The 19,353-nt window shown below is 69.9% G+C and carries 18 protein-coding genes; 10 read left to right on the top strand and 8 right to left on the bottom strand.

All coding sequences use genetic code 11. The features are described from left to right. Window positions 1-288 precede the first annotated feature (288 nt). The gene (locus RF647_RS03475) at window positions 289-540 is read right to left on the bottom strand and encodes a hypothetical protein (RefSeq protein ID WP_368810526.1); all 252 of its coding nucleotides are present in this window, start codon (window positions 538-540) and stop codon (window positions 289-291) included. A 437-nt stretch (window positions 541-977) separates the two neighbouring features. On the opposite strand from RF647_RS03475, the gene RF647_RS03470 reads away from it, so the two are divergent. Continuing rightward, window positions 978-1,364: a hypothetical protein gene (locus tag RF647_RS03470; RefSeq protein WP_368810525.1), complete on the top strand. Its 387-nt coding sequence runs from the start codon at window positions 978-980 to the stop codon at window positions 1,362-1,364. 67 nt (window positions 1,365-1,431) lie between these two features. Here the strand turns inward: RF647_RS03470 and RF647_RS03465 are convergent, their stop codons facing one another. Continuing rightward, window positions 1,432-1,737 carry a DUF4193 domain-containing protein gene (locus tag RF647_RS03465; RefSeq protein WP_368810524.1) on the bottom strand — a complete coding sequence of 102 codons (306 nt, stop codon included), beginning with the start codon at window positions 1,735-1,737 and terminating at the stop codon, window positions 1,432-1,434. Between the two features lie 182 nt (window positions 1,738-1,919). Here RF647_RS03465 and RF647_RS03460 point away from each other — a divergent pair, with 182 nt between their 5' ends. Continuing rightward, complete coding sequence (locus RF647_RS03460; RefSeq protein ID WP_368810523.1) at window positions 1,920-2,186, top strand: hypothetical protein; 267 nt, start codon at window positions 1,920-1,922, stop codon at window positions 2,184-2,186. 115 nt (window positions 2,187-2,301) lie between these two features. On the opposite strand, the gene RF647_RS03455 is transcribed toward RF647_RS03460, so the two are convergent. Then, entirely contained in the window at window positions 2,302-2,742 is a 441-nt protein-coding gene (locus RF647_RS03455) for a hypothetical protein (RefSeq protein WP_368810522.1), read from the bottom strand. A gap of 463 nt (window positions 2,743-3,205) precedes the next feature. Between RF647_RS03455 and opgC the strand changes: the two genes are divergently transcribed. The 3 genes from opgC to RF647_RS03440 all read left to right on the top strand — a co-directional run bounded on the left by opgC (window position 3,206) and on the right by RF647_RS03440 (window position 6,613). After that, on the top strand, window positions 3,206-5,695 hold the full coding sequence (gene opgC, locus RF647_RS03450; protein ID WP_368810521.1) for an OpgC domain-containing protein: 2,490 nt from the start codon (window positions 3,206-3,208) through the stop codon (window positions 5,693-5,695). A 158-nt stretch (window positions 5,696-5,853) separates the two neighbouring features. Further along, the gene (locus RF647_RS03445; RefSeq protein WP_368810520.1) at window positions 5,854-6,186 is read left to right on the top strand and encodes an STAS domain-containing protein; all 333 of its coding nucleotides are present in this window, start codon (window positions 5,854-5,856) and stop codon (window positions 6,184-6,186) included. Further along, the gene (locus RF647_RS03440; RefSeq protein WP_368810519.1) at window positions 6,179-6,613 is read left to right on the top strand and encodes an ATP-binding protein; all 435 of its coding nucleotides are present in this window, start codon (window positions 6,179-6,181) and stop codon (window positions 6,611-6,613) included. The genes RF647_RS03445 and RF647_RS03440 overlap by 8 nt, the downstream gene beginning before the upstream one ends. Window positions 6,614-6,698: 85 nt before the next feature. Here RF647_RS03440 and RF647_RS03435 read toward each other — a convergent pair whose 3' ends face one another. Genes RF647_RS03435 through RF647_RS03420 form a run of 4 tightly spaced genes read right to left on the bottom strand, consistent with a single transcriptional unit; the run spans window position 6,699 to window position 12,562 of the window. Then, complete coding sequence (locus RF647_RS03435) at window positions 6,699-7,877, bottom strand: PP2C family protein-serine/threonine phosphatase (protein WP_368810518.1); 1,179 nt, start codon at window positions 7,875-7,877, stop codon at window positions 6,699-6,701. A gap of 44 nt (window positions 7,878-7,921) precedes the next feature. Then, complete coding sequence (locus RF647_RS03430) at window positions 7,922-9,088, bottom strand: PP2C family protein-serine/threonine phosphatase (RefSeq protein WP_368810517.1); 1,167 nt, start codon at window positions 9,086-9,088, stop codon at window positions 7,922-7,924. Between the two features lie 41 nt (window positions 9,089-9,129). After that, complete coding sequence (locus RF647_RS03425; protein ID WP_368810515.1) at window positions 9,130-10,401, bottom strand: M28 family metallopeptidase; 1,272 nt, start codon at window positions 10,399-10,401, stop codon at window positions 9,130-9,132. A 10-nt stretch (window positions 10,402-10,411) separates the two neighbouring features. Further along, window positions 10,412-12,562 carry a M36 family metallopeptidase gene (locus RF647_RS03420; protein WP_368810514.1) on the bottom strand — a complete coding sequence of 717 codons (2,151 nt, stop codon included), beginning with the start codon at window positions 12,560-12,562 and terminating at the stop codon, window positions 10,412-10,414. A gap of 349 nt (window positions 12,563-12,911) precedes the next feature. On the opposite strand from RF647_RS03420, the gene RF647_RS03415 reads away from it, so the two are divergent. Genes RF647_RS03415 through RF647_RS03405 form a run of 3 tightly spaced genes read left to right on the top strand, consistent with a single transcriptional unit; the run spans window position 12,912 to window position 14,961 of the window. After that, the gene (locus RF647_RS03415; protein WP_368810513.1) at window positions 12,912-13,307 is read left to right on the top strand and encodes a GntR family transcriptional regulator; all 396 of its coding nucleotides are present in this window, start codon (window positions 12,912-12,914) and stop codon (window positions 13,305-13,307) included. Then, window positions 13,304-14,224, top strand: coding sequence for an ABC transporter ATP-binding protein (locus RF647_RS03410; protein ID WP_368810512.1), 921 nt, complete (start codon window positions 13,304-13,306; stop codon window positions 14,222-14,224). Before RF647_RS03415 ends, RF647_RS03410 begins: the two co-directional genes overlap by 4 nt. Next, window positions 14,221-14,961, top strand: coding sequence for a hypothetical protein (locus RF647_RS03405; protein WP_368810511.1), 741 nt, complete (start codon window positions 14,221-14,223; stop codon window positions 14,959-14,961). Before RF647_RS03410 ends, RF647_RS03405 begins: the two co-directional genes overlap by 4 nt. Before the next feature lie 93 nt (window positions 14,962-15,054). Here the strand turns inward: RF647_RS03405 and RF647_RS03400 are convergent, their stop codons facing one another. Beyond that, window positions 15,055-15,666, bottom strand: coding sequence for a low molecular weight phosphatase family protein (locus RF647_RS03400; protein WP_368810510.1), 612 nt, complete (start codon window positions 15,664-15,666; stop codon window positions 15,055-15,057). A 330-nt stretch (window positions 15,667-15,996) separates the two neighbouring features. Between RF647_RS03400 and RF647_RS03395 the strand changes: the two genes are divergently transcribed. After that, a complete protein-coding gene (locus RF647_RS03395; protein WP_368810509.1) occupies window positions 15,997-17,841 on the top strand; it encodes a GH25 family lysozyme in 1,845 nt (614 codons plus the stop codon). After that, complete coding sequence (locus tag RF647_RS03390; RefSeq protein ID WP_368810508.1) at window positions 17,838-19,001, top strand: CAP domain-containing protein; 1,164 nt, start codon at window positions 17,838-17,840, stop codon at window positions 18,999-19,001. The genes RF647_RS03395 and RF647_RS03390 overlap by 4 nt, the downstream gene beginning before the upstream one ends. Window positions 19,002-19,353 lie beyond the last annotated feature (352 nt).

Below are 19,353 nucleotides of genomic sequence, written 5' to 3'. Positions count from 1 at the left end.
ATCCGCGCACAGGCACCGTTTCCACGGGAGACGGGCCAGTTCTGCCGCCCTGTCGAACAGCTCATGAAGACGGGTGTTGCCGGTACCGCCCCGTGGCTCCTGCTGGTCACCACCCGGATCCAGCGCTCCCCGGAGCGGTCACTCACTACAGCGCTCGGTCGCGTGATCGCAGCCCTCAGGGACTCTCCTCTTAGGGTTGCGCCGCACGGGAGCAGGGCCAGTCCTCATGGGCGCGCTGACCGTGCTTGCACGCGGCCAGCAGGAATGCCGTGGCTGAACAGCCATGGGTCAGGACTCGTCGTCCTGGCTCCACAGCCAATGGAGGTAGATGGCGCCCCATCCCGGGCCCAAGGCGTCCACCAGGGCGTTGGCCACCGTGCGGGCGTCCACCCAGAGGTAGCGCTGACCGATCCGCGTCGCTTCCTGGCAGATTCTCTCCGGATCGTGCCCCTCGCGGTGCAGGGCGAGGGCGGCTTCACCGACCCGGGCCTCGAAGAGCCGTCGATCCGTCAGGGGCACGGGCTGAAAGGTGATGGACATCAGACTCCCTCAGATCAACGATCGCTCAAGGGAGCCGGAGCTGCTCCCACGAGCAACTCCGCAAATGGTGTGGACATAGTAAGCAACATCACACTCGGATGGCTATTCGAGGCTTTATCCCATGTGGTACTCACCATGACGCTTTCGGGAGCAGGGCGAGCCCCAGGGCAACGGTGCAGCGAACTCTGACGCATCCACGGGAGCCAGGGGGTGGGCGTTGATCGCCCCTGACAACTCTCGGGGCAACTCTGCGGGCAGTTCGTCAAGGCACTGGGGGTCGGCAATGGGGCGACCCCCATCGGTGGGACTCCCGCAAACGTGGCAAGCCAGGAAAGGAGGGGCTGCACTCGGCCGGCAGGAGTGGCAGAACTTCGCCGGTGGTCGGCTTCATTCAGTCACCAACGCATGCGGCCTGGGGTCATGAGTAGGCTCAGGGCATGAGGGACAGGAGGGCTCCAGCTGATGGACAAGGCCCGACCCCAACCCATCCAGCCTTTGAGACCGCCCGTCGGGCGTTTCTGCAAGCCCGCCACGAGCTGACGATCGCCGCCCTGGAAGAGCTGATCCTGCGGGTGCGCACTCGCCATCCGTGCGCGACATCCTTGCTGTTAATCTGCGATGACGTCGAGGACGGGCTGTATCTGGCCGAGGTCACCGACCGTGCGGGGCGGCGACTGGGTACCGCCGGCCCGTTGCTGGGCGACCGCACCTGCCACCAGGTCGTGGGCAACCTCTACGGGCCCGACTTGGCCGTGCTGGCCGGGGTGCACCACGACCCCGTGGCCCTGACCTTTCAGGTGAGTCTCACCCACCGCGACCGCTGAGACGCCACCTCAGGCCTCAACTTGCCGTCTCAGTGCTGGGTGTCCCGGCGTGCGAAAACCGTCGGGCTCAGCCCTCGCAGTCGCTGCAGCAGCTGGCACCGTTCTTCTGATGGGGCAGCTGGGAGCGGTGGCGGACCAGGAAGCTGGAGCCGTAGGTGAACTCGTCGGCCTGCTCAGGCACGACCTGAACAGAATGTTCTTCACGGGAGAGATCGGCACCGGGCAAATCGATGCCCTCGGCGGTGTCGAAGAACTCGGCGTCGATGACCGCGGTCTGGGTGGTGGCGCTGCGCTGGACCTGGATCGCCCCCAGGGACTCGTTGACCGGCTCGTCCTCGGGCCGGGTGCGCGGGGCGTCGTAGTCGGTGGCCATGATGGAAGTGCGTGCTCCTTGAGCAAGAAGGGGTGTCGGCATTGGTCACATCTGGGGCAGAAGCCCCGCTGTTCCGGCGATCGAGAACAGCGCCGAGGGCATCCTCATACATGTTGACACATCAAGTTACCAGGGTGTATGAAATAGACTAAAGTCTAGATGTAGCTTCAGGAGGTAGTCCGATGGCAGGCGCGCTGATCACTGTCACAACGGGTACTGGGGGGCTTGCTGCCGTGGTGGCCACCGCCGGACTGTGCGTGTCGGTCGGGGCAGGTGGCACCCCGGGGCCTTCGTTGATCGCCATCCTGGTGGCCGCGGTGGTGGTGCTGGCCATCGGGTTCGTGTCGAACTTCGAGCACCAGTCACGTCTATGGGCTGACCAGATGGAAGCGGAACTACAGGCCCGCCGCCAGGGATTGCAGCTGCCGCGGGCAGTCTCGGCGTCATAGTTTCAGGTGCGCCTGAGCCAAAGCTAGGCTCGCCTGGCCGGCGAATCCCTTGTGAGCAGGTCCCGCGGCGCACTGTTTCAGATATCCATTCTTTTCATCGGCGCTTCCCTGCGTGTCAGGGTGAGTTGTCGGTGAGGGCGGCAGTGTCGGAGGCAACGTGCAGGACGGTGCGCAGTGCACTGGCCTGGAGCCCTGACGCTTCGGCGAGGTCCGAGAGCGGGACCCTGGATTCCGCCGCCGCGCGCAGTTCCGCGTGCAGAGCGGCCACCGCCTGGTCCAGTGCCCACCGCGCCGACTCCAGGGCGCCGTCCACGGGGGCAATGTCGAAGCCCAGCCCGATCTCCTCGTCCGAAGTGGCGGCGGTGTCAAGGACCTGGTCAAGGGCCCACTCCGCTTCCTCGACCTCCCCCGCGGCGACCAGGACACGCTGGATGAGATCCGTCGGCCGTTCCTGGGCGTCACCGTACTCGGCGAGATTCTCCGGAAGGCCCGTTGCGCGGCGCCCATCGGGGATCGGGGCAAGGGGGTCGGGGACGAGGCCGGCTGGAGGGGTCATCGGCCGTGCGGGACCTGGGGTGCTCATCATGGAACCTTCCTCGAATCCTACGGGGGCAAGCCTGCAGAAAGGACTACATGTGGGGCCGGAACTCCGGAGGCAGGATCCATAGGATCCGGGAAGAAGAGGCAATCTCAATCTTCGGTGGAGTGACCGGCATATCCGTATTATGCCGGTCACCCAGGCGACCGCCTTGACAGCGTGGTCTTGTCCAAGCAGCTCTTTCAGCGCAGTCACCGTGCTGTGGCAGGACAAGTTTGGTCAGCAACCGCTCGAGCGGTCGATCGCAGCCACCGTCCGGGGGCTGGTGGTACTGGCAGTGCTATGCGCGGACGTCGTTGCCGAGCAGTATTCTTTCCGTGCCTGCTCCAGGCGTTCGCCGGTGGGCGTCCTCTGTGGTGGTTGCCTGGTGCGGCTTCGGACAGGATGTGCAGTTCTCGTCGAGACGATGGTCGGAGGCACCGTGAATCGCAGCGTTCACCGTTCCTGGGAGGCGCCTGCGGCCGTGGCGCTGCTCCTGGTGCTGCTGATGAGCGTGTCCGGTCTACTCCATGCCGCCCCGGCGCGGGCCACCGGGAACCCGCCGTCACCGGTTGCCTCGAGCGAGGGCCCGTATCTGGGGGCACTGCTGGACTGGGCCACGGACTCCGCCGCCGACCACGCCGGACGCCTCGGCGCGCCGGCAGGTCTCTACGGCCGCCCGGTCCCCTTGCCGATGAGCGAGCAGGAGCAGGGCTATCTGCGGGACTACTTCGGGCAGGTCTCGGCCCAGGGCGCCCACGCCCTGCTCACCATCCGGCCCGAGATGCCCCTGGCCCGGGTGGACGACGCGCGGGCCGCGGTCCTGGCCGCGCAGGTGGCCGACGTGGCCGAGGGGTACAACGGCACCGTGTTCGTCCGCTTCGCCCCACAGATGAACGCCTCCTGGGTTCCGTGGGGGCAGCAGCCGGAGGCCTACGCGGAAGCCTTCCGCACCGTGGCCGCCGCCTTCGCCGACGAGTTCGAGGACCCGGTGATGGTCTGGTCGCCCACCGCGGCCGAGGACTACCCTTTCCGGGCGTCGTCCACCACCGGCCCGGAGGGCGGTGCTCTCGGCGCCCTGGACACCACCGGGGACGGGGTGTGGGACGCCGACGACGATGCCTACAGCCCGTACTACCCCGGCGACGACGTCGTGGACTGGGTGGGACTCACCGCCTATCACGACGAGACCCGTGACGGTCCTGCCAGCAACGCGATCCCTGAGGCGGGGAAGTTCGCCGCGCTGCTCGGTCCGGCGTCGGTGACCGGTCCGCCGGACGGGGAGGGCTTCTACGCCGCCTACGCCGCGGGCCATGACAAGCCGTTGATGGTGGAGACGGGTGCCTTCTACAGCCCCGACGCCGAGGGCGGGCCCTCCGAGGCGCAGGTCAAGAGCGCTTGGTGGGACCAGGTTGTCGCCACGGCCTCCGCCGGGGAGTACGAGCGGATCGGTGCCGTGGTGTGGAACGAGACGGTGGACCAGCGCGAGGACGGGGTCCTGACCGTCGACTGGCGCGTGACGGCCGACCACGAGCTGGCGAGCGCCTTCGCCGAGGACCTGGACCGGTCCGGGGTGGTGCGGGGGCCGGTGGTCGAACAGTCCGCCCTGCAGGGAACGGCCGCGGCCACCACGGGCACTGCCCTGGACGGTGCCACGGCCTGGACCGTGGCGGCGGCCGCCCTGGCCGTGGCCCTGGTCCTGTGCCTGGTCCCGCTCCGGCGAGGACCCGTCCGACGGTGGACCTATGCGAGCGACTCCTCGCGGGACGCCCGCCTCGACATGCTCCGCGGGATGGCCATCGTCTTCGTGGTCATCAATCATGTCGGGCTGACCTCGCTGTTCCAGGTGCTGAGTCAGGAGACCATCGGGGTGGTCTCTGGGGCCGAGCTGTTCGTCCTGCTCTCGGGAGCGGTGCTGGGCATGGTGTACGGCCCCCGGGTCAAGGAAGGACTCGGGGACGTGGTGGACCGCACCAGCAGACGCGCGTGGAAGCTCTACGTCACCGCCCTGGCCGTGGTGCTGCTCGTCTTCCTGCTCAGCCGCCTGCCCTTCCTCGACGCCACCGCCGTGACCACTTTCACCGACCAGGGCACCGGCGCCGCCGGCGCAGGCGGTGCGGGGACCACCTACGATCTCTACGCCGGCATGGATGGGTTCTTCCGGTTCCCCGTCCCCGCCCACCTGATCCCCTCGGTGTTCCTGCTGCAGATCGGTCCGTGGCAGTTCAACGTCATGGGCCTGTACGTGATTCTGCTGGCCCTGAGCCCCCTGGTCCTGGTGGCTCTGGCACGCGGCAGGGCGTGGCTGGTGCTGGTCGCCAGCCTGGGCCTGTACGCCGTGGGCACGTCCACCCGCTTCCGGCTGCTGCCGTCCCAGTTCGAGAATTCCTTTCCGCTGCTGGTGTGGCAGGTGCTGTTCGTCCTGGGCATGGTCGCCGGCTACTACCGACGCCAGATCATCACTTGGTTCTCGGCCCCGTCACGACGGGTGCTGCTGGTCTCCTGCGTGCTCCTGACCGTCGCGTTCGCCGTCTTCTCCTGGTCCAGCCCGTACTTCACCAACGCCTACGACATCCGGTTGGCCCTGCTGCCGGACACCACGTTCCGCACCGTCTACGACAGCTTCTTCGAACGAACGTTCCTGGGCGTCGGCCGGCTGGTCAACGTGCTGCTGGTGATCATCACCGGCTACGCGCTGCTCAGCGCCTACTGGCGACCGCTCGAGCGCGCACTCGGCTGGTTCCTCATCCCCCTGGGTCAGGCCACCCTCTACGTCTTCATCCTGCACGTGTTCCTGATCCTCCTCGCCGCCAACGTCCCCGCCCTGCAGCAGGGGAACCTGTGGCTCAACACCGGCGCCTACGTGGTCATCCTCGGTGTGCTCTGGGTGATGGTGAAGACGCGCTTCCTGTTCAGGGTCGTCCCCCGCTGACGTGCCGGCGTCCCTGCGCTCGACAGTCCACCGATGATCCACCGGGGGCGGCCGTCCGCCCGCTACTGTGATGACAGAATCGTGGGCGACCGACATTCCCGGCGCTCGGCGCCGATGCCGCGGCCGGGGCCGGGGCCGCCTTGAGGAAAGGAAAGCTGTTGGAGTTCACTGTTGAGCACGCTCCCGGCTACACCGTGATCGCCGGCACCGGCCGGCTGAACATGGTGCGGGCCCCAAAGCTGCGGGAGGTCATGGCCGAGGTGGTCGCCGCCGGCCACCACCACGTCGTCCTCGACATGGCGGGCGTGGAGTTCGTGGACTCCTCCGGCCTCGGCGCACTGATCGGCTGCCTCAAGCTCGCCCGCCAGGCCGGCGGCGACCTGCGCATCGCCGAGGCGAACGACCAGGTGCGCATGGTGCTGAAGCTGACCGGCATGGACCGGGTGCTCACCCCCTACGGCTCCGTGCAGGAGGCCTTTCCCGATGCCTGAGGCCACTGCGCACCGGTCCCGCCGGGGCCCGGCGCGGGCCGAGACCGTCGAGGCGGTGCACGACGACCTCGACAGTCTGTGGGACGAGGCGGACTTCGTACCGGAGGCCGACCGGATGGCGTTCACCCTGGCGGTGGTCGAAGCCGCGACGAATGTGGTGGAGCATGCGGTGCCGGCGACCGAAGCGCCCCTGGAACTCGAGGTGAACATGACCGCCGCACCGCACCGGCTGCAGGCGAAGATCTACGAGATCGGTGCCGCTCCCGTCGTCCTGGACTTTGCGGCCACTCCCGCGGTGGAGGAACTGGCGGAGCGCGGTCGCGGCATGGCCCTGATCCAGACCCTGGTGAGCACGGTGGTGTTCGAACGCCACGGCGACACCAACGTGTGGGAACTGCGCAGGGATTACCACCGGAACCAGCCGTAGCCGCACCCCGAGGACAGCACCGAGCTTCGGCGGCACCTCAGCGGTGCCGGCTCGGCATCGCCGGCATCAGGAGCGCAGACTTGGATCAGGCGGTACGGCGCAGGGCCAGCACCGTCGTGTCGTCCTGGGCCACGGACGAGTCGGCGTGGTCGAGGCACAGCGCCACGAGCTCCTCGGCGGTCGTGGCCAGGGTGTTCAGCGCCGCGGCGGTGGCGACGGCCTCCTCGAGGTCCACGAAGAAGTCCAGGAACCCGTCGGAGACCACCAGCAACGTCTCCCCGGGCTGCAGGGTGTCCGTGTGGAGGTCCCAGGTCCAGTCCGGCGCCACACCCAGCGGTGGCCCGGAGGAGACCAGCTGGCGCCAGGTCCCGTCAGGGCGCAGGACCAGCGCCAGGCCGTGGCCGGCGTCGATGTACTCGAGGTCGCCGCTACCGGTGTCCAGCCGGGCGATGAACGTGGTGATGAACGCCCCGGCCTGCTCCAGCAGCGGGGTCAGCGCCCCGGCCGCGCGAGCCATCGCCTCGGGCGGGGCGTTGTACTGGAACGTGCCGCGCAGCACCGCGCGTGCCGAGGCCGCCAGCAGGGCGGCGGGGATCCCCTTGCCCATCACATCGGCCACCATGACCTGCACCTGCTCGTCCAGCACCATCCAGTCGTAGAAGTCCCCTCCCAGCGCCCTCGCCGGCAGGCACCGCCCGGCGGCTTCGATCGTGGGGGTGGTGAGGACGGCGCGGGGCATCAGCATCTGCTGCACCTGCTCGGCTCGCTGCATCTCCTGAGCCGAGGCCAGCTCGCGTTCCACCCACCCGGCCATCTCGCCCAGCAGATGCCGCTCCCGCTCGTCCAGCTCCCGCGGACGGTCGTCGACCAGGCACAGCGACCCCACCGTCTCCCCGCCGGGGGCGTGCAACGGGTGTCCTGCGTAGAACCGCACCGGGTCCGGCGCGGTGATGAAAGAGCTGCCGGTGAAGCGCTCGTCGGTCACCGCGTCGGAAACGACCAGCATCTCGTCGGCCTCCACGGTACGGGCGCACAATGAGTCGGTGCGAGTGGCGTGGACCAGTCCGTCCAGCCCGATCTCGGCCTTGGTGAACTGCCGATCGGAGTCGATGAGGTTCACCGCGGCGGCCTTCACCCCGAAGACCTGCTGGGCGATGCGCACCACCCGGTCGTAGCGCTCCTCCCGCGGGGTGTCCAGGATGTTCAGTGCGTGCAGGGCCCGGACCCGGGCTGTTTCCTCGGGCGTCTCCGTCTCCACTGTCATGCCTCCTACGCTACCGGTCCCGAGCATCGACTTCGTGGCGGACGTCAGGCGAGGGTGCGGCGCAGCGCCAGAGCGGTGGTGTCGTCGTCCAGTCCCCGTGCCGTGGCGAAACGGGTGAGACGCTCCACCAGGTGCGCTGCGGTGGCGCTCGTGGTGTTGGCTTCAGCCGCCCTGGCCAGGGCGGTGTCCATGTCGGGGAAGTAGTCCAGGAACCCGTCGGAGACCACCAGCAGGGTCTCCCCGGGGGCCAGCGTTGTAGTGTGCGCCGTCCAGGTGGTCCCGGGCAGCACTCCCAGCGGTGGCCCGGACGGGTCCAGCCTGCGGTGATGGCCCTGGTGGTCGTAGATCACCGCCAGCCCATGACCGGCGTCGACATAGGTCAGGGCCCCGGTGGAAGGAGTGAGCCGGGCGGAGAAGGCGGTGACGAAGGCTGCGGTGTCCTCCAGCATGCGCTGGGTGGCGTCCCCCACCCGGTCGATCGTCCGGGCCTGGTCGTTGTACTTCGACGCACCGTGCAGCACGGAGCGTACCGAGGCGGCCACCAGGGCCGCGGGGATGCCCTTGCCCATCACGTCTGCCACGTGCAGCTGCAACTGCTCACCCAGGAGGTACCAGTCGTAGAAGTCCCCTCCCAGGTCACGGGCCGGGGCGTAGTGGGCGGCGAGCTCGTAGCCGGGGAGCGCAGGAGTGGTCCTCGGCATGAGCATGCGCTGGACGTGGACGGCGTCATCGATCTCGTGCTGTGCGGCCAGTTCTCGCTCGACCCATCCGGCCATCTCGGCCAGGATCCGCCGCCTGCGGGCGTCCAGGTCCCGGGGCGCGGGATCGATCAGGCACAGCGTGCCCACCCGCTCCCCGCCCGGGGCGCGCAGTGGGTGGCCGGCGTAGAAGCGGATGCGGGGGTCCCCCACCACGAACGGGTTGGTCCGGAAGCGCTCATCCGCTCTGGCGTCGGCGACCACCATGGCCTCGGGACGGGAGATGGTGTAGGTGCAGAAGGACTCCTCCCGAGCGCAGTGGCCGGCTTCTCCCAGCCCGACCTCGGCCTTGGTCCACTGCCGGTCGGCGTCGATGAGGTTCACCGCGGCGGCCTTCACCTCGAAGACGTCCTGGGCCAGGCGCACGATCCGGTCGTAGCGCTCCTCCCGGGGCGTGTCCAGCACGGCCAGCTCGTGCAGGGCCTTCACCCGCGCTGCTTCATCCATTCTCATGGAATGTACTCTAGACGGTCGCCGGCCGCTCCGGCCGGGGCTCAGGTGTGCCCGAGGGCCCGGACGAGGTAGGCGACGTTCATCCGCAGGATCTCGAGGGCGAGGTCGTGGTCGACGTGCTCCAAGGTGTCGCCGGCGGTGTGGATGCGGTCGTTGGCCCCGTCGGCCCCCTCGATCGTGAGCACCGCGGGGATGCCGACGTCGAGGAACGGCACGTGGTCGCTGTTGAAGGGCATCAGGCTGGTCTGCGCGGTCAGGCCGGTGTGTGCCTGCGCCGCGGCAACCAGCTCCTCCAGCACGGCCTGGGACGCTGCGGCGCCCTCGAGCAGCACCGTGGGCGCGGGCGTGTTCCGGCACGCGATCATGTCCATGTTGACCACCGCGAGGATGCGCTCGCGTGCCTGCTGGTCCAGCTCCGCCACGTAGTGGCGGCTGCCGAACAGTCCCTGCTCCTCGCCCCCGAAGAGGATGAGCCGCAGGTCGCGGGCGCCGGAGTGGTCCCGCAGCGCCCGGGCAACGGCGAGCACCCCGGCCACACCGGACCCGTTGTCGTCGGCGCCCGGTGCGGGGGCGGTGGCACCGTCCCGGGCGTTGATCGAGTCGAGGTGCGCGGTGACGAGCACCGCGCGGCCGTCGCCGCCGCGACCCGGCCGCTCGGCGATGAGGTTCTGGGTGGTCCCGCCGTGGAGAGCCACCGTCTGGGTCCGGGTCGCGAAGCCCAAGCCGCGCAGCACGCCCTCGGCCCAGTCGAGTGCGGTGCGGAACTCCGTGCTGGTCGAGTGCCGCGTCCGGAAACCGGCGAAGGTGCGCAGGTCCGCCGCGAACGCTTCGCGGGACACGGCGGCGACGCGCGGCTCAGCCACGGCCCGCGTCCGTGCCGGTGCCGGTGGCCGCTGCTCGAAGACCACGGTGTCCGCCGGCAGAGGGCGGACGCCGAAGCACGGCAGGTGCCGCTCGGACGGCTCGACGATCCTCCCGGCCTCGGCCGGGTCGAGGTCGACGACGAGGTAGCGTCCCCGGTCGACCAGGATCGGGACCTCGGGGTGGGCCTGCTGGAACTGGCGGCCGTTCTGGATCACCAGGTGCAGGCGGGCGGCGGGCACCTCGATCCGCTCCGCGGGGACTCGGCCGGCGGCCGTCCGCTCCAACTGGGCCGGCGCCCCGGTCACCAGGAGCGTGTCGCCGAGCCGCGTCCAGGTGGCACCGGCGTCCGCGGCCGCGGCGGCCAGTGCCCGCAGTGCGTCCGGTGCAGCGGCGCGGGGCACGTCGTCGTTCCCCGTGCTCTTTCCCAGGTGGAAGCGGAGGGCCGTCATGGTGCGCCTCCTACGGCGTGCTGAAGCTCTCGACCACGCCCGCGAGCGACGTGGAGGTGCTGGGCGGGGACACGGCGCCGGAGCCCAGGCCGCGCTTGGCGAAACCGCGCCACACCGCGCCGAGATCGCCGGGGTTCAGGGCGGCGACCGCGGTGACGATGCCGTCGCGCGCCAGCGTGAAGGTCGGCATGCCGGGCGTGAGCTTGAGCCCGCCGACCACGTACTCGAGCACGCGGCGCTCGGCCTCGGCGTGGCCGTGGGCGGCGACGAGGTTGACGAAGACCTCCCACAGGGCGGCGCACCAGATCTCGCCGGCGTTGTGCACCTCGCTGTTCGGCCCGCCGCCGTGCGGACGGCGCGGCGGGCCGGCCGGGAGCACCACTCCGTTGCTGATGTGCTTGAACGTCAGCGGATTCTTGCCCAGGTCCGCGGAGTAGGGGTAGCGGCGGATGGAGAAGTAGTAGTTGTCCGTGAAGGTGGGGGTGAGGTCGGTCCACCCGCCGGCGGGGAAGGCGCCGGTGCCGAAGTCGTCGGTGACCTGGGAGGTCATCGTGATCGCGAAGAAGTCGCCCCAGCCCTCGCCCATCGCCCGGCCCTGCTGGTTGGCCAGCCCGGTGGCGTTGCCGACGAGACGGTTGGTGATGTAGTGGCCGAGCTCGTGATAGGTGATCAGCGCGTCGAAGTTGCTGGTGCGGGACGGGAGCGGGGCGACGCCGCGGAATTCGTACATCTGCATCCGCGGGCTGGCGCCGTCGGCCGGGGTCTGCATGTTGGCGTTGTCGGTGCCGCTGAAGTCGTTGCCCTCGGCGAGGATCGGATCCCCGCCGAGGCCCGCCCCCGTGAAGTTCTTCTCCTGGGCGTTGCCGGCCGCCTCGTCGAAGCCCGCCTCGTACCAGCGGTCGTGCAGCCAGTTCACGTGGAAGAACATCCCGACCAGACTGGCCTGCAGGTTGGTGGGGTCGCTCGCGGGCCGGGCGTGGTCGTAGGCGTGGTCGAAGGTGCGGGACCCGGTGGCCCGACCGTCCACGTCACCGGAGCTGCTCCCGTCCGGGGCCTGGACGTCGGCGTAGGCGATGCAGTTGTTGCCGCGGGTGGTCGAGGCGTCCTCGGGCAGCCACGGGGCGCCCGGGAGCAGGCTCTCGAGCGTGACCAGCCGGTCGGGAATGGTGGCGGCCTGGAACCCGTCGGGGCGCCCGGTCGGGTGCGGAGAGCCAGGCGCCGGTCCGTCCTCGGGGCGGAACAGGGCGTCCCCCGTGTTGAACACCCGGTAGGTGAAGGCGGCGTCCGCCCGCAGGTTCTTCCTGAACAGCACCTCCGGCTCCCCGAGCGCGTCGATCACGTAGCTGAAGGCCGGGAAGCCCTCGATCCAGAGCTCGAGGTAGTAGCCGGGGGCGAACTGCTCCTCCCCCAGCGGGAACAGCACGTCCTTCACCCGGACCGCCCGCTCGAACGCCGGGCGCCCGGTGCCGGCCGGTGCAGTGCCGGCTGGTTCGGTGAAGCGGTAGAACCGGTAGCCCCCACCGGCGGTGTCGCCGGTCTCAGCACCCTCGGTGCCCTCGGCGCTCGCCGTGCTCGTCCCGGTGAAGGCCGTGGCGGGGTACTCGACCCCGGTCAGGTCGAACGCCGCCACCGCGATCGCCTCCTCCGCGGTGGTGGAGTCGGTGGTGGTGGTGGCCGCGCGGGCGCCGGCCGCCTGCGCGGCGCCGGGGAAGAACTGGCCGGCCACGGAGATCACGTCGCCGTCCGGGCCGATCGCCGCGGTCGCCTCGGAGTTGAAGACCTCCAGGCCGTCCGCCCGCTGCACGAGCTGCACCGTGCGCAGTCCCCGTCCGCTGACCGACACGACCTCGACGCCCTGCGCGTCCGTCTCGGACAGCCGCCACAGGTCGCTGTGCTCGGTGACGAAGCGCCGGACGGTCTCCTCCGGCGACGCGCCCGCCTCCCCCGACAGCCCGGCGGCCGGGGCCCGCCGTGCGATGCGGTGCGGCAGCGCCGTCGCCTGGTCGTAGTCCACCTCCAGATCGCCGAGCTGCGCGTCCATCCGGAGGTGGCCCGGCGACACGGGAGCCGGAACAGCCGGCGGCGCCGTGCCACGGGCGTTCCGGACGCCGGTGTCGTACAGCGCGTGGAAGTCCTCCGGGAGTGCTCGGTCAGCGGCCATCAGGAACTCCTCGCGAACGATCGGTGCAGCACCTGGTCATCGCCCACGTGACCGGGAACGGGATCCCCTCGCAGGCGTGGCCGACCTGGGCTCCATTAAGGAACCGGGCCTGTTCATCGGTCAAGCCACGAACCGACGTGTGACGTGCGCGTTCACCCTCCTCACACCGCCACGCCCACGTTCTCCGTCCTGCCCGCGCAGTCGGTGCGCACGGCGCCGGAGGACCCCGCACGGGCCCGCCCGGTACCGCCACCGCGGTCACACAACCGAGATCCACCGTCACCCTTGACGCTCCCTCGCTCCTGCGGTCTACTAGTAGAGTAACTAACCAGATGACTCGGGGGTCCCATTGGTCGAGGAAGGCAAGCCCCTGTTCGTGCAGATCGCCGAGCAGGTCGAGGACTCGATCGTGGACGGCAGCCTCGCCGAGGAGGCGCAGGCCCCGTCCACGGCCGAGCTCGCCGCCTTCTACCGCATCAATCCGGCCACCGCCGCGAAGGGCGTCAACATGCTCGTCAGCAAGGGAGTGCTCCACAAGCGCCGAGGGATCGGGATGTTCGTCGCCCCCGGCGCCCGCGCCCTGCTCCTCGAGGAGCGTCGCAGCGCCTTCGCCCACCGCTACGTGCAACCCCTGCTGGCCGAGGCGCGCAAGATCGGGCTCGGACCCGACGACGTCGCCGACCTGGTCCGAGCCGGTGCCGCAGCGGCGACACCGCAAGCCACCGGAGATCGAAGGACACCATGAACCCCGTGATCGAGGTCCGGAACCTCACGAAGCGCTACAAGGAGAAGGTCGTCCTCGACGACGTGAGCTTCGACGTCCAGGAGGACACCATCTACGGTCTGCTGGGCCGCAACGGCGCCGGCAAGACCACCGCGATGTCGATCCTCACGGCACAAAACCTCCCCACGAGGGGTGAGGTGCGCGTGTTCGGCGAGAACCCCTACGAGAACGCGCGGGTGCTCAGCCGCATGTGCTTCGTGCGCGAGAGCCAGAAGTACCCGGACGACGCCACGCCGCGGCACGCCTTCGCCTCCGCGCGCCTGTTCTTCCCGCGGTGGGACCAGGCTCTGGCCGACGATCTCGTCGACGAGTTCCAGCTGCCGGTGAAGCGCACGATCAAGAAGCTCTCGCGCGGACAGCTCTCGGCCGTCGGCGTCATCATCGGCCTCGCCTCCCGCGCGGAGATCACCTTCTTCGACGAGCCGTACCTCGGCCTGGACGCCGTCGCACGGCAGATCTTCTACGACCGCCTGCTGGCGGACTACGCGGAGCACCCGCGGACGATCCTCCTCTCGAGCCACCTCATCGACGAGGTCGCGAACCTCCTCGAGCGGGTGCTCGTGATCGACGAGGGCCGCATCATCATGGACGAGTCCACCGACGACGCCCGCGCCCAGGCCACGAACGTCGTCGGTGACGCCGCCGCGGTCGAGGAAGCGGCGAACGGCCGCGAGGTCATCCACCGCGAGAGCCTCGGCCGCGTCGCATCCGTCACGTTCCTCGGCCGGCTCGACGACGCCGAGCGCGACGCACTCGCCGCGGCAGGACTCGATCTCGCCCCCGTCTCGCTGCAACAGCTCATCGTGCGCCGCACGCAGCGGCGTTCACCCGGCGGCGACGCGTTCGCCGCGGCCACCCAGGAAGGAGCCCTCCGATGACCGCCCTCGATGCCGGCAGCGTCACGCGCCCCGCCGCGGTGCGCCATCGCACGCTCAACGTGGTGCGCCTGCAGTTCGTGAACACACAGACGTTCGTCTGGGTACCGGCACTGGTACTCGGCGGCGCCTGGGTGATCACGCTGCTCATCTACTGGATCATCCAGAGCGCGGGTGGCGTCGACGTCAAGATCGGCGGGGGCTCGCAGGCGCCCCTGTGGTACTTCCTCGTGATCGGCGTCCAGGCCATGACGCTGACCTTTCCGTTCTCGCAGGCGATGAGCCTGACGCGCCGGGAGTTCTACGTCGGCTCCCTGGTGGCCGCGGCGGTGAGCGGCCTCGGGATGTCACTGATCTTCGTGCTGCTCGGGCTGATCGAGCAGGCGACCGACGGGTACGGCATGAACGGGTACTTCGCCTACCTGGACTGGGTGTGGAAGGCCGGGCCGCTCGCAGCGGGCCTGACGTACTTCGTCTCGACCATGCTCTTCTTCATCATCGGGTTCTGGTTCGCGACGATCTTCAAGCGGTTCGGCACAGCGAAGCTCGTGATCGTCATGCTCGCGATCGGCCTGGTGCTCGTCGGGTTCATCGCCCTGGTAAGCCTGCGGCAGGCCTGGCCGGAGGTGGGGCGGTGGATCCTCGACACCGGCTCCCTGGGCCTGACGATGTGGGCCGTCCTGGTGAGCGTGCTGCTCGCGGTCGGCTCCTACCTCACGCTGCGCCGGATGCCCGCCTGACGGGCGGGTGACGAGGGCCGAGCACGGCGGATCCTCCGAGGCGGAGCGCATCCCCCGACGATGTCGTGGCGGGCTTGACGGCGGCCCCGTGCACTACCGGGCCGTGGACACGCGCTCCGCGTAGCGGCGCTCGAAGGCGAGGATCGCGTCCGTGGCCTCGAACAGCTCGTCCGCCATCTGTTGAAGCACCGCGTCCTCCTGGCGATAGGGGTCGATCACGTCGTTGCGCTCGGGGTGGCGCACCGGCACCCGTTGCCGCAGCCGCGGCGCCTGCTGGACCAGCCAGGCCCAGCGCTCGGCGCGGTCGGCCGGCACGGCGCGGTCGAGCTCCGGGTCGGTGGAGAGGTACTGCAGGATCCGGGCGAACTCCCGCAGGGTGAAGACCTTCTTCAGCAGCCGCGGTGACTGCTGGAGCACCGGCTGGGTGTGCTCCCGGGCCATCACGAGCACCAGGTCGGTGTCCTTCAGCACGTCCGGGGTGACCTGCCGGGCCCGGTGCGCGGCGGCGGCCTCCAGGCCGCGGTCCTGGGCCAGCCTGGCCACCCGGTGCTCGAAGCCCTCCTCCACCAGCGCGTGCATCCCGGCGCTCGTCACCTCGAAGCCGCCGGGCGAGATCTCGTTGAGGCCGTGGTCGAGCTCGACCGCCGCCATGGGCGAGCGGCACACGTTGCCCGTGCAGACCGTCAGGATGCGCGTGGGGGCCATGGTTCTCCTCTGGGGGTTGAGTCCGGTTCATCGTATCCGGCACCGGCCCCTGAGCTGGGTCTTCGCCGACCCACCAGGATCGCGCCGCCGACGGGAACGGGGCGCGCCGGGTCCGTCGTCGTCGTTCCCCGGAGCGCCTCCGCCGGCGCGGATCACGCGGACCGAATCACTACGCCCAGAGATGTACGGGCGCGTAACACGGCCCATCGTTATTGATTGTTTATGCAAATGCGCCTTTATACTCGACGTGGCTCCGAGGATCTTCCCCCCATCCCGATGGCCTTGCACGAGTCGTTCCCCCAACGATCCATGCGAGATAGGCGTTCCAGCGTGAAAGCACCCCCCCGACTGACGCTGCCTGCCGCCCTCACGGCGGCGGTGCTGGCCATCACCACACTGACCCCGGTCGCGGCCCTGGAAGAGGCCGCCACCACCCGATCGACCACCCTCTCCGAGGAGCGCCAGGGCAACCTGGTCTCCAAGGTCGTGGAGTCCGACGGCGAGATCGTCTCCACCCTGGTGGACGCGACCACCGGCGAGGCCGTCCTCCCCGACCCGGCGCGCGCCGGCACGCAGCCGGCCGCGGGCGACCCCCACGGCGGCGCCGTGATGGGCCAGTGGGCCAAGTCCGAGAACCACTTCGAGCAGATGGCCGCGTCCTCCGCCCGCACCGCGGAAGAGCTCGCCGGCGACACGGACGGCGACACCGCGGAGGAGGCCGTCGCGGGGGTCGCGTCGGCCGAGCCCCTCGGCGCCGCCGCGTCCTGGGCCCCCAGCGGCATCAAGGGCACGGACGTCTCCAACTGGCAGCCGTCCCTGAACTGGTCGAGCCTGTGGAACCAGGGCTCGCGCTTCGCCTACGTCAAGACCTCCGAGGGCGACAGCATCCGCAACGGCCTGTTCCAGCAGCAGTACGCCGGGGCGGGCGCCGTGGGCATGGTCCGCGGCGGGTACCACTTCGCGATCCCCACCCGGGACTCCTCGGGCGCGAAGCAGGCGGACTACTTCATCAACAACGGCGGCGGCTGGTCCGCGGACGGTCGGACACTGCCGGGCCTGCTGGACGTCGAGAACAACCCGTACCCCTCCCTGTACGGCAACCAGTGCTACGGCTTCAGCCAGTCCGAGATGATCAGCTGGATCCGCGACTTCTCCAACCGGTACAAGGCCCGCACCGGGCGCGTGCCGGCCATCTACACGAACTACTACTGGTGGCAGGACTGCACCGGCAACACCAGTGCGTTCAACGACCACCCCATGCACATCGCCGCCTACGAGACCACGGCGCCCCGGGTGCCCAGCGCGTGGAGCACCTACGACTTCTGGCAGTACACCGATGCCGGGTTCACCGAGCGGATCGACGCCAACGTCTTCCGCGGCAGCACGGCGCAGCTCCAGGACCTGGTGCGCAACCGCTACTACAAGCCGATGGGCGGCCGGGCACCTTCCGGCACCCCCACCCAGGTGTCCCCCGCCGGCTACGTGGTCAAGGGCGGCATCGGCAACCAGTACCGGGCCCTCGGCGGGTCCTCCGTCTTCGGCACCCCGACCATGAACGAGCGCGGCGGCCTGGTCAACGGCGGCGTGTACCAGCGGTTCTCCAAGAACTCCACCTTCTACTGGAGCTCCCCCACCGGGGCGTGGCCCGTGAACTTCAGCGGCGCCATCGGCCGGAAGTTCACGGCCAACCGCTACGAGAACGGCTTCGGCTATCCGTCCACCCGCGAGATCACCGGCCTCACCGGCGGCGGCGCCTACCAGGTGTTCCGCAGCGGCGGCACCGTGAACAAGGTCCTGTGGAGCCCGGCGACCGGCGCCCAGCCCGTCCGGGAGACCAGCGGGATCGGCGCGGCGTGGAAGCGCGCCGGCTACGAGCGCGGCTACGGCTACCCCTCCACCCCCGAGATGGGCGGCCTGGTCAACGGCGGCTCCTACCAGCTGTTCCGGCGCGGCAACGACGTCCACAAGATCCTCTGGAGCTCCGCCTCCGGCGCCCACGCCGTGAAGGAGAACAGCGCGATCGGCCGGGAGTGGAAGGCCGCCGGCTCCGAGCGCGGCTACGGCTACCCGACCACCGGCGAGTACCGCTACGGCACCGAGGTCCGCCAGAAGTTCTCCAAGAACTTCACCGTGCACTACTCCACCACCACGAAGAGGACCTGGGCCACCCGATGAACTCCGCCAAGCACCGCGCCCCCGCGCGCACCCGCACCCCCGGCCGCCTGGCGCTCACCGCGGCAGCCCTCGCCCTGGCGGTCCCCGCCACCGGGATCCTCGCGGCGGCCCCGGCCGCCGCGGCGACCTCGGACATCGTCAACGTCTCCACGGGCACCCGCTCGGCCGACACCCAGCGGCTGCTGGACCTGATCAACGCCCACCGCAAGGCCAAGGGCCTCACCCCGGTGAAGTACTCGGCCACGCTCTCCCAGATCGGTCAGGAGCAGTCCACCCGCCTGGTCCGCGAGGAGGTCATCGACCACACCGACGACTTCTGGAAGGACGAGCGCGCCGGCAACTGGAACGCCGTCGGCGAGATCCACTCCGTGTCCTGGCAGGGCACCGTCACCGAGCTCATGAACTGGTGGAAGGGCTCGAAGGCGCACAACAAGGTGCTGACCGACCCGAAGATGACGGTCATCGGCATCGGCCTGACCTACGTGGACGGGCAGCTGGCCGGGAACAAGCAGGGCTGGAAGCTGGTCGGCACCGTGAACTCCTACGGCTACGCCGCCGGCCAGGCCCCCGCGGACACCCGCAGCACGGTGGGCACGGTCGCGGCGCCCAAGCCCCCCACCGCCCCGATCACCTCCGCCGGGTACACGGTGCGCGGCGGGATCGGCAACCAGTACCGGGCCCTGGGCGGGGCCGCCGTGTTCGGCGCCCCCACCATGAACGAGCGCGGCGGCCTGGTGGGCGGCGGCGCCCTGCAAAGCTTCGCCCGGAGCACCACGTTCTACTGGAGCGCCCCCACCGGCGCCTGGCCGGTGCGCTTCAACAGCGCCATCGGCCAGAAGTTCGCCGCCGCGGGGCACGAGCGCGGCTACGGCTACCCCAGCAGCCCGGAGCGGGGCGGACTCACCGGCGGCGGCGCCTACCAGGTGTTCCGCAGCGGGGCCACCGTGCACAAGGTGCTCTGGAGCCCCCGCACCGGGGCGAAGGCTGTGAAGGAGAACAGCGCGATCGGCCAGCGGTGGAAGTCCGCCGGCTACGAGCGGGGCTACGGCTACCCGAGCACCGACGAGTACCGGTACGGCTCCGAGGTGCGCCAGCGGTTCTCCCACGGCTACACCGTGCACTGGTCCTCGATCACGAAGCGGACCTGGGTCACCCGCTGACCCCTCCCCACCCGCAGAACGCCCGGCCGGATCCCCAGCCGGGCGTTCTGCCGTCCCCGGCCGGCGTTCTTGTCCTCGGCCCCGGTGCCGGTGTCCCCCATGCGGTGGCCGCGCACCGGTCCGCCCCGGTTGTCCCCCGCACGAGGGCGGACGACCGCATCCGACCACGTCAGGCTGTGGTGCGCTTCACAATCGGGACGGAACCAAGCTGTGTTTCCTCTTGCGAATCTGTGAATGTGTGGATTCCTGTGTCGGCACTTGGGGGGACGTGTCCGACCGCACTCGTCCCCCGATCGGCGGACGTTCCCGTTCATTAAGTACCACTCCGTAACTTCATGCGCCGTGATGCCAG

It is taken from the genome of Kocuria sp. CPCC 205263, from assembly GCF_040981075.1.
In the GTDB taxonomy this organism is placed as follows: domain Bacteria; phylum Actinomycetota; class Actinomycetes; order Actinomycetales; family Micrococcaceae; genus Kocuria; species Kocuria rosea.
This window is presented reverse-complemented; position numbering and strand designations above follow the sequence as displayed.

Bases quoted from the DNA above. Each gene is read 5' to 3' on its own strand.
- RF647_RS03475 (WP_368810526.1), bottom strand. From the start codon at position 540: ATGTCCATCACCTTTCAGCCCGTGCCCCTGACGGATCGACGGCTCTTC.
- RF647_RS03470 (WP_368810525.1), top strand. From the start codon at position 978: ATGAGGGACAGGAGGGCTCCAGCTGATGGACAAGGCCCGACCCCAACC.
- RF647_RS03465 (WP_368810524.1), bottom strand. From the start codon at position 1,737: ATGGCCACCGACTACGACGCCCCGCGCACCCGGCCCGAGGACGAGCCG.
- RF647_RS03460 (WP_368810523.1), top strand. From the start codon at position 1,920: ATGGCAGGCGCGCTGATCACTGTCACAACGGGTACTGGGGGGCTTGCT.
- RF647_RS03455 (WP_368810522.1), bottom strand. From the start codon at position 2,742: ATGACCCCTCCAGCCGGCCTCGTCCCCGACCCCCTTGCCCCGATCCCC.
- RF647_RS03440 (WP_368810519.1), top strand. From the start codon at position 6,179: ATGCCTGAGGCCACTGCGCACCGGTCCCGCCGGGGCCCGGCGCGGGCC.
- RF647_RS03435 (WP_368810518.1), bottom strand. From the start codon at position 7,877: ATGACAGTGGAGACGGAGACGCCCGAGGAAACAGCCCGGGTCCGGGCC.
- RF647_RS03430 (WP_368810517.1), bottom strand. From the start codon at position 9,088: ATGAGAATGGATGAAGCAGCGCGGGTGAAGGCCCTGCACGAGCTGGCC.
- RF647_RS03425 (WP_368810515.1), bottom strand. From the start codon at position 10,401: ATGACGGCCCTCCGCTTCCACCTGGGAAAGAGCACGGGGAACGACGAC.
- RF647_RS03420 (WP_368810514.1), bottom strand. From the start codon at position 12,562: ATGGCCGCTGACCGAGCACTCCCGGAGGACTTCCACGCGCTGTACGAC.
- RF647_RS03410 (WP_368810512.1), top strand. From the start codon at position 13,304: ATGAACCCCGTGATCGAGGTCCGGAACCTCACGAAGCGCTACAAGGAG.
- RF647_RS03405 (WP_368810511.1), top strand. From the start codon at position 14,221: ATGACCGCCCTCGATGCCGGCAGCGTCACGCGCCCCGCCGCGGTGCGC.
- RF647_RS03400 (WP_368810510.1), bottom strand. From the start codon at position 15,666: ATGGCCCCCACGCGCATCCTGACGGTCTGCACGGGCAACGTGTGCCGC.
- RF647_RS03390 (WP_368810508.1), top strand. From the start codon at position 17,838: ATGAACTCCGCCAAGCACCGCGCCCCCGCGCGCACCCGCACCCCCGGC.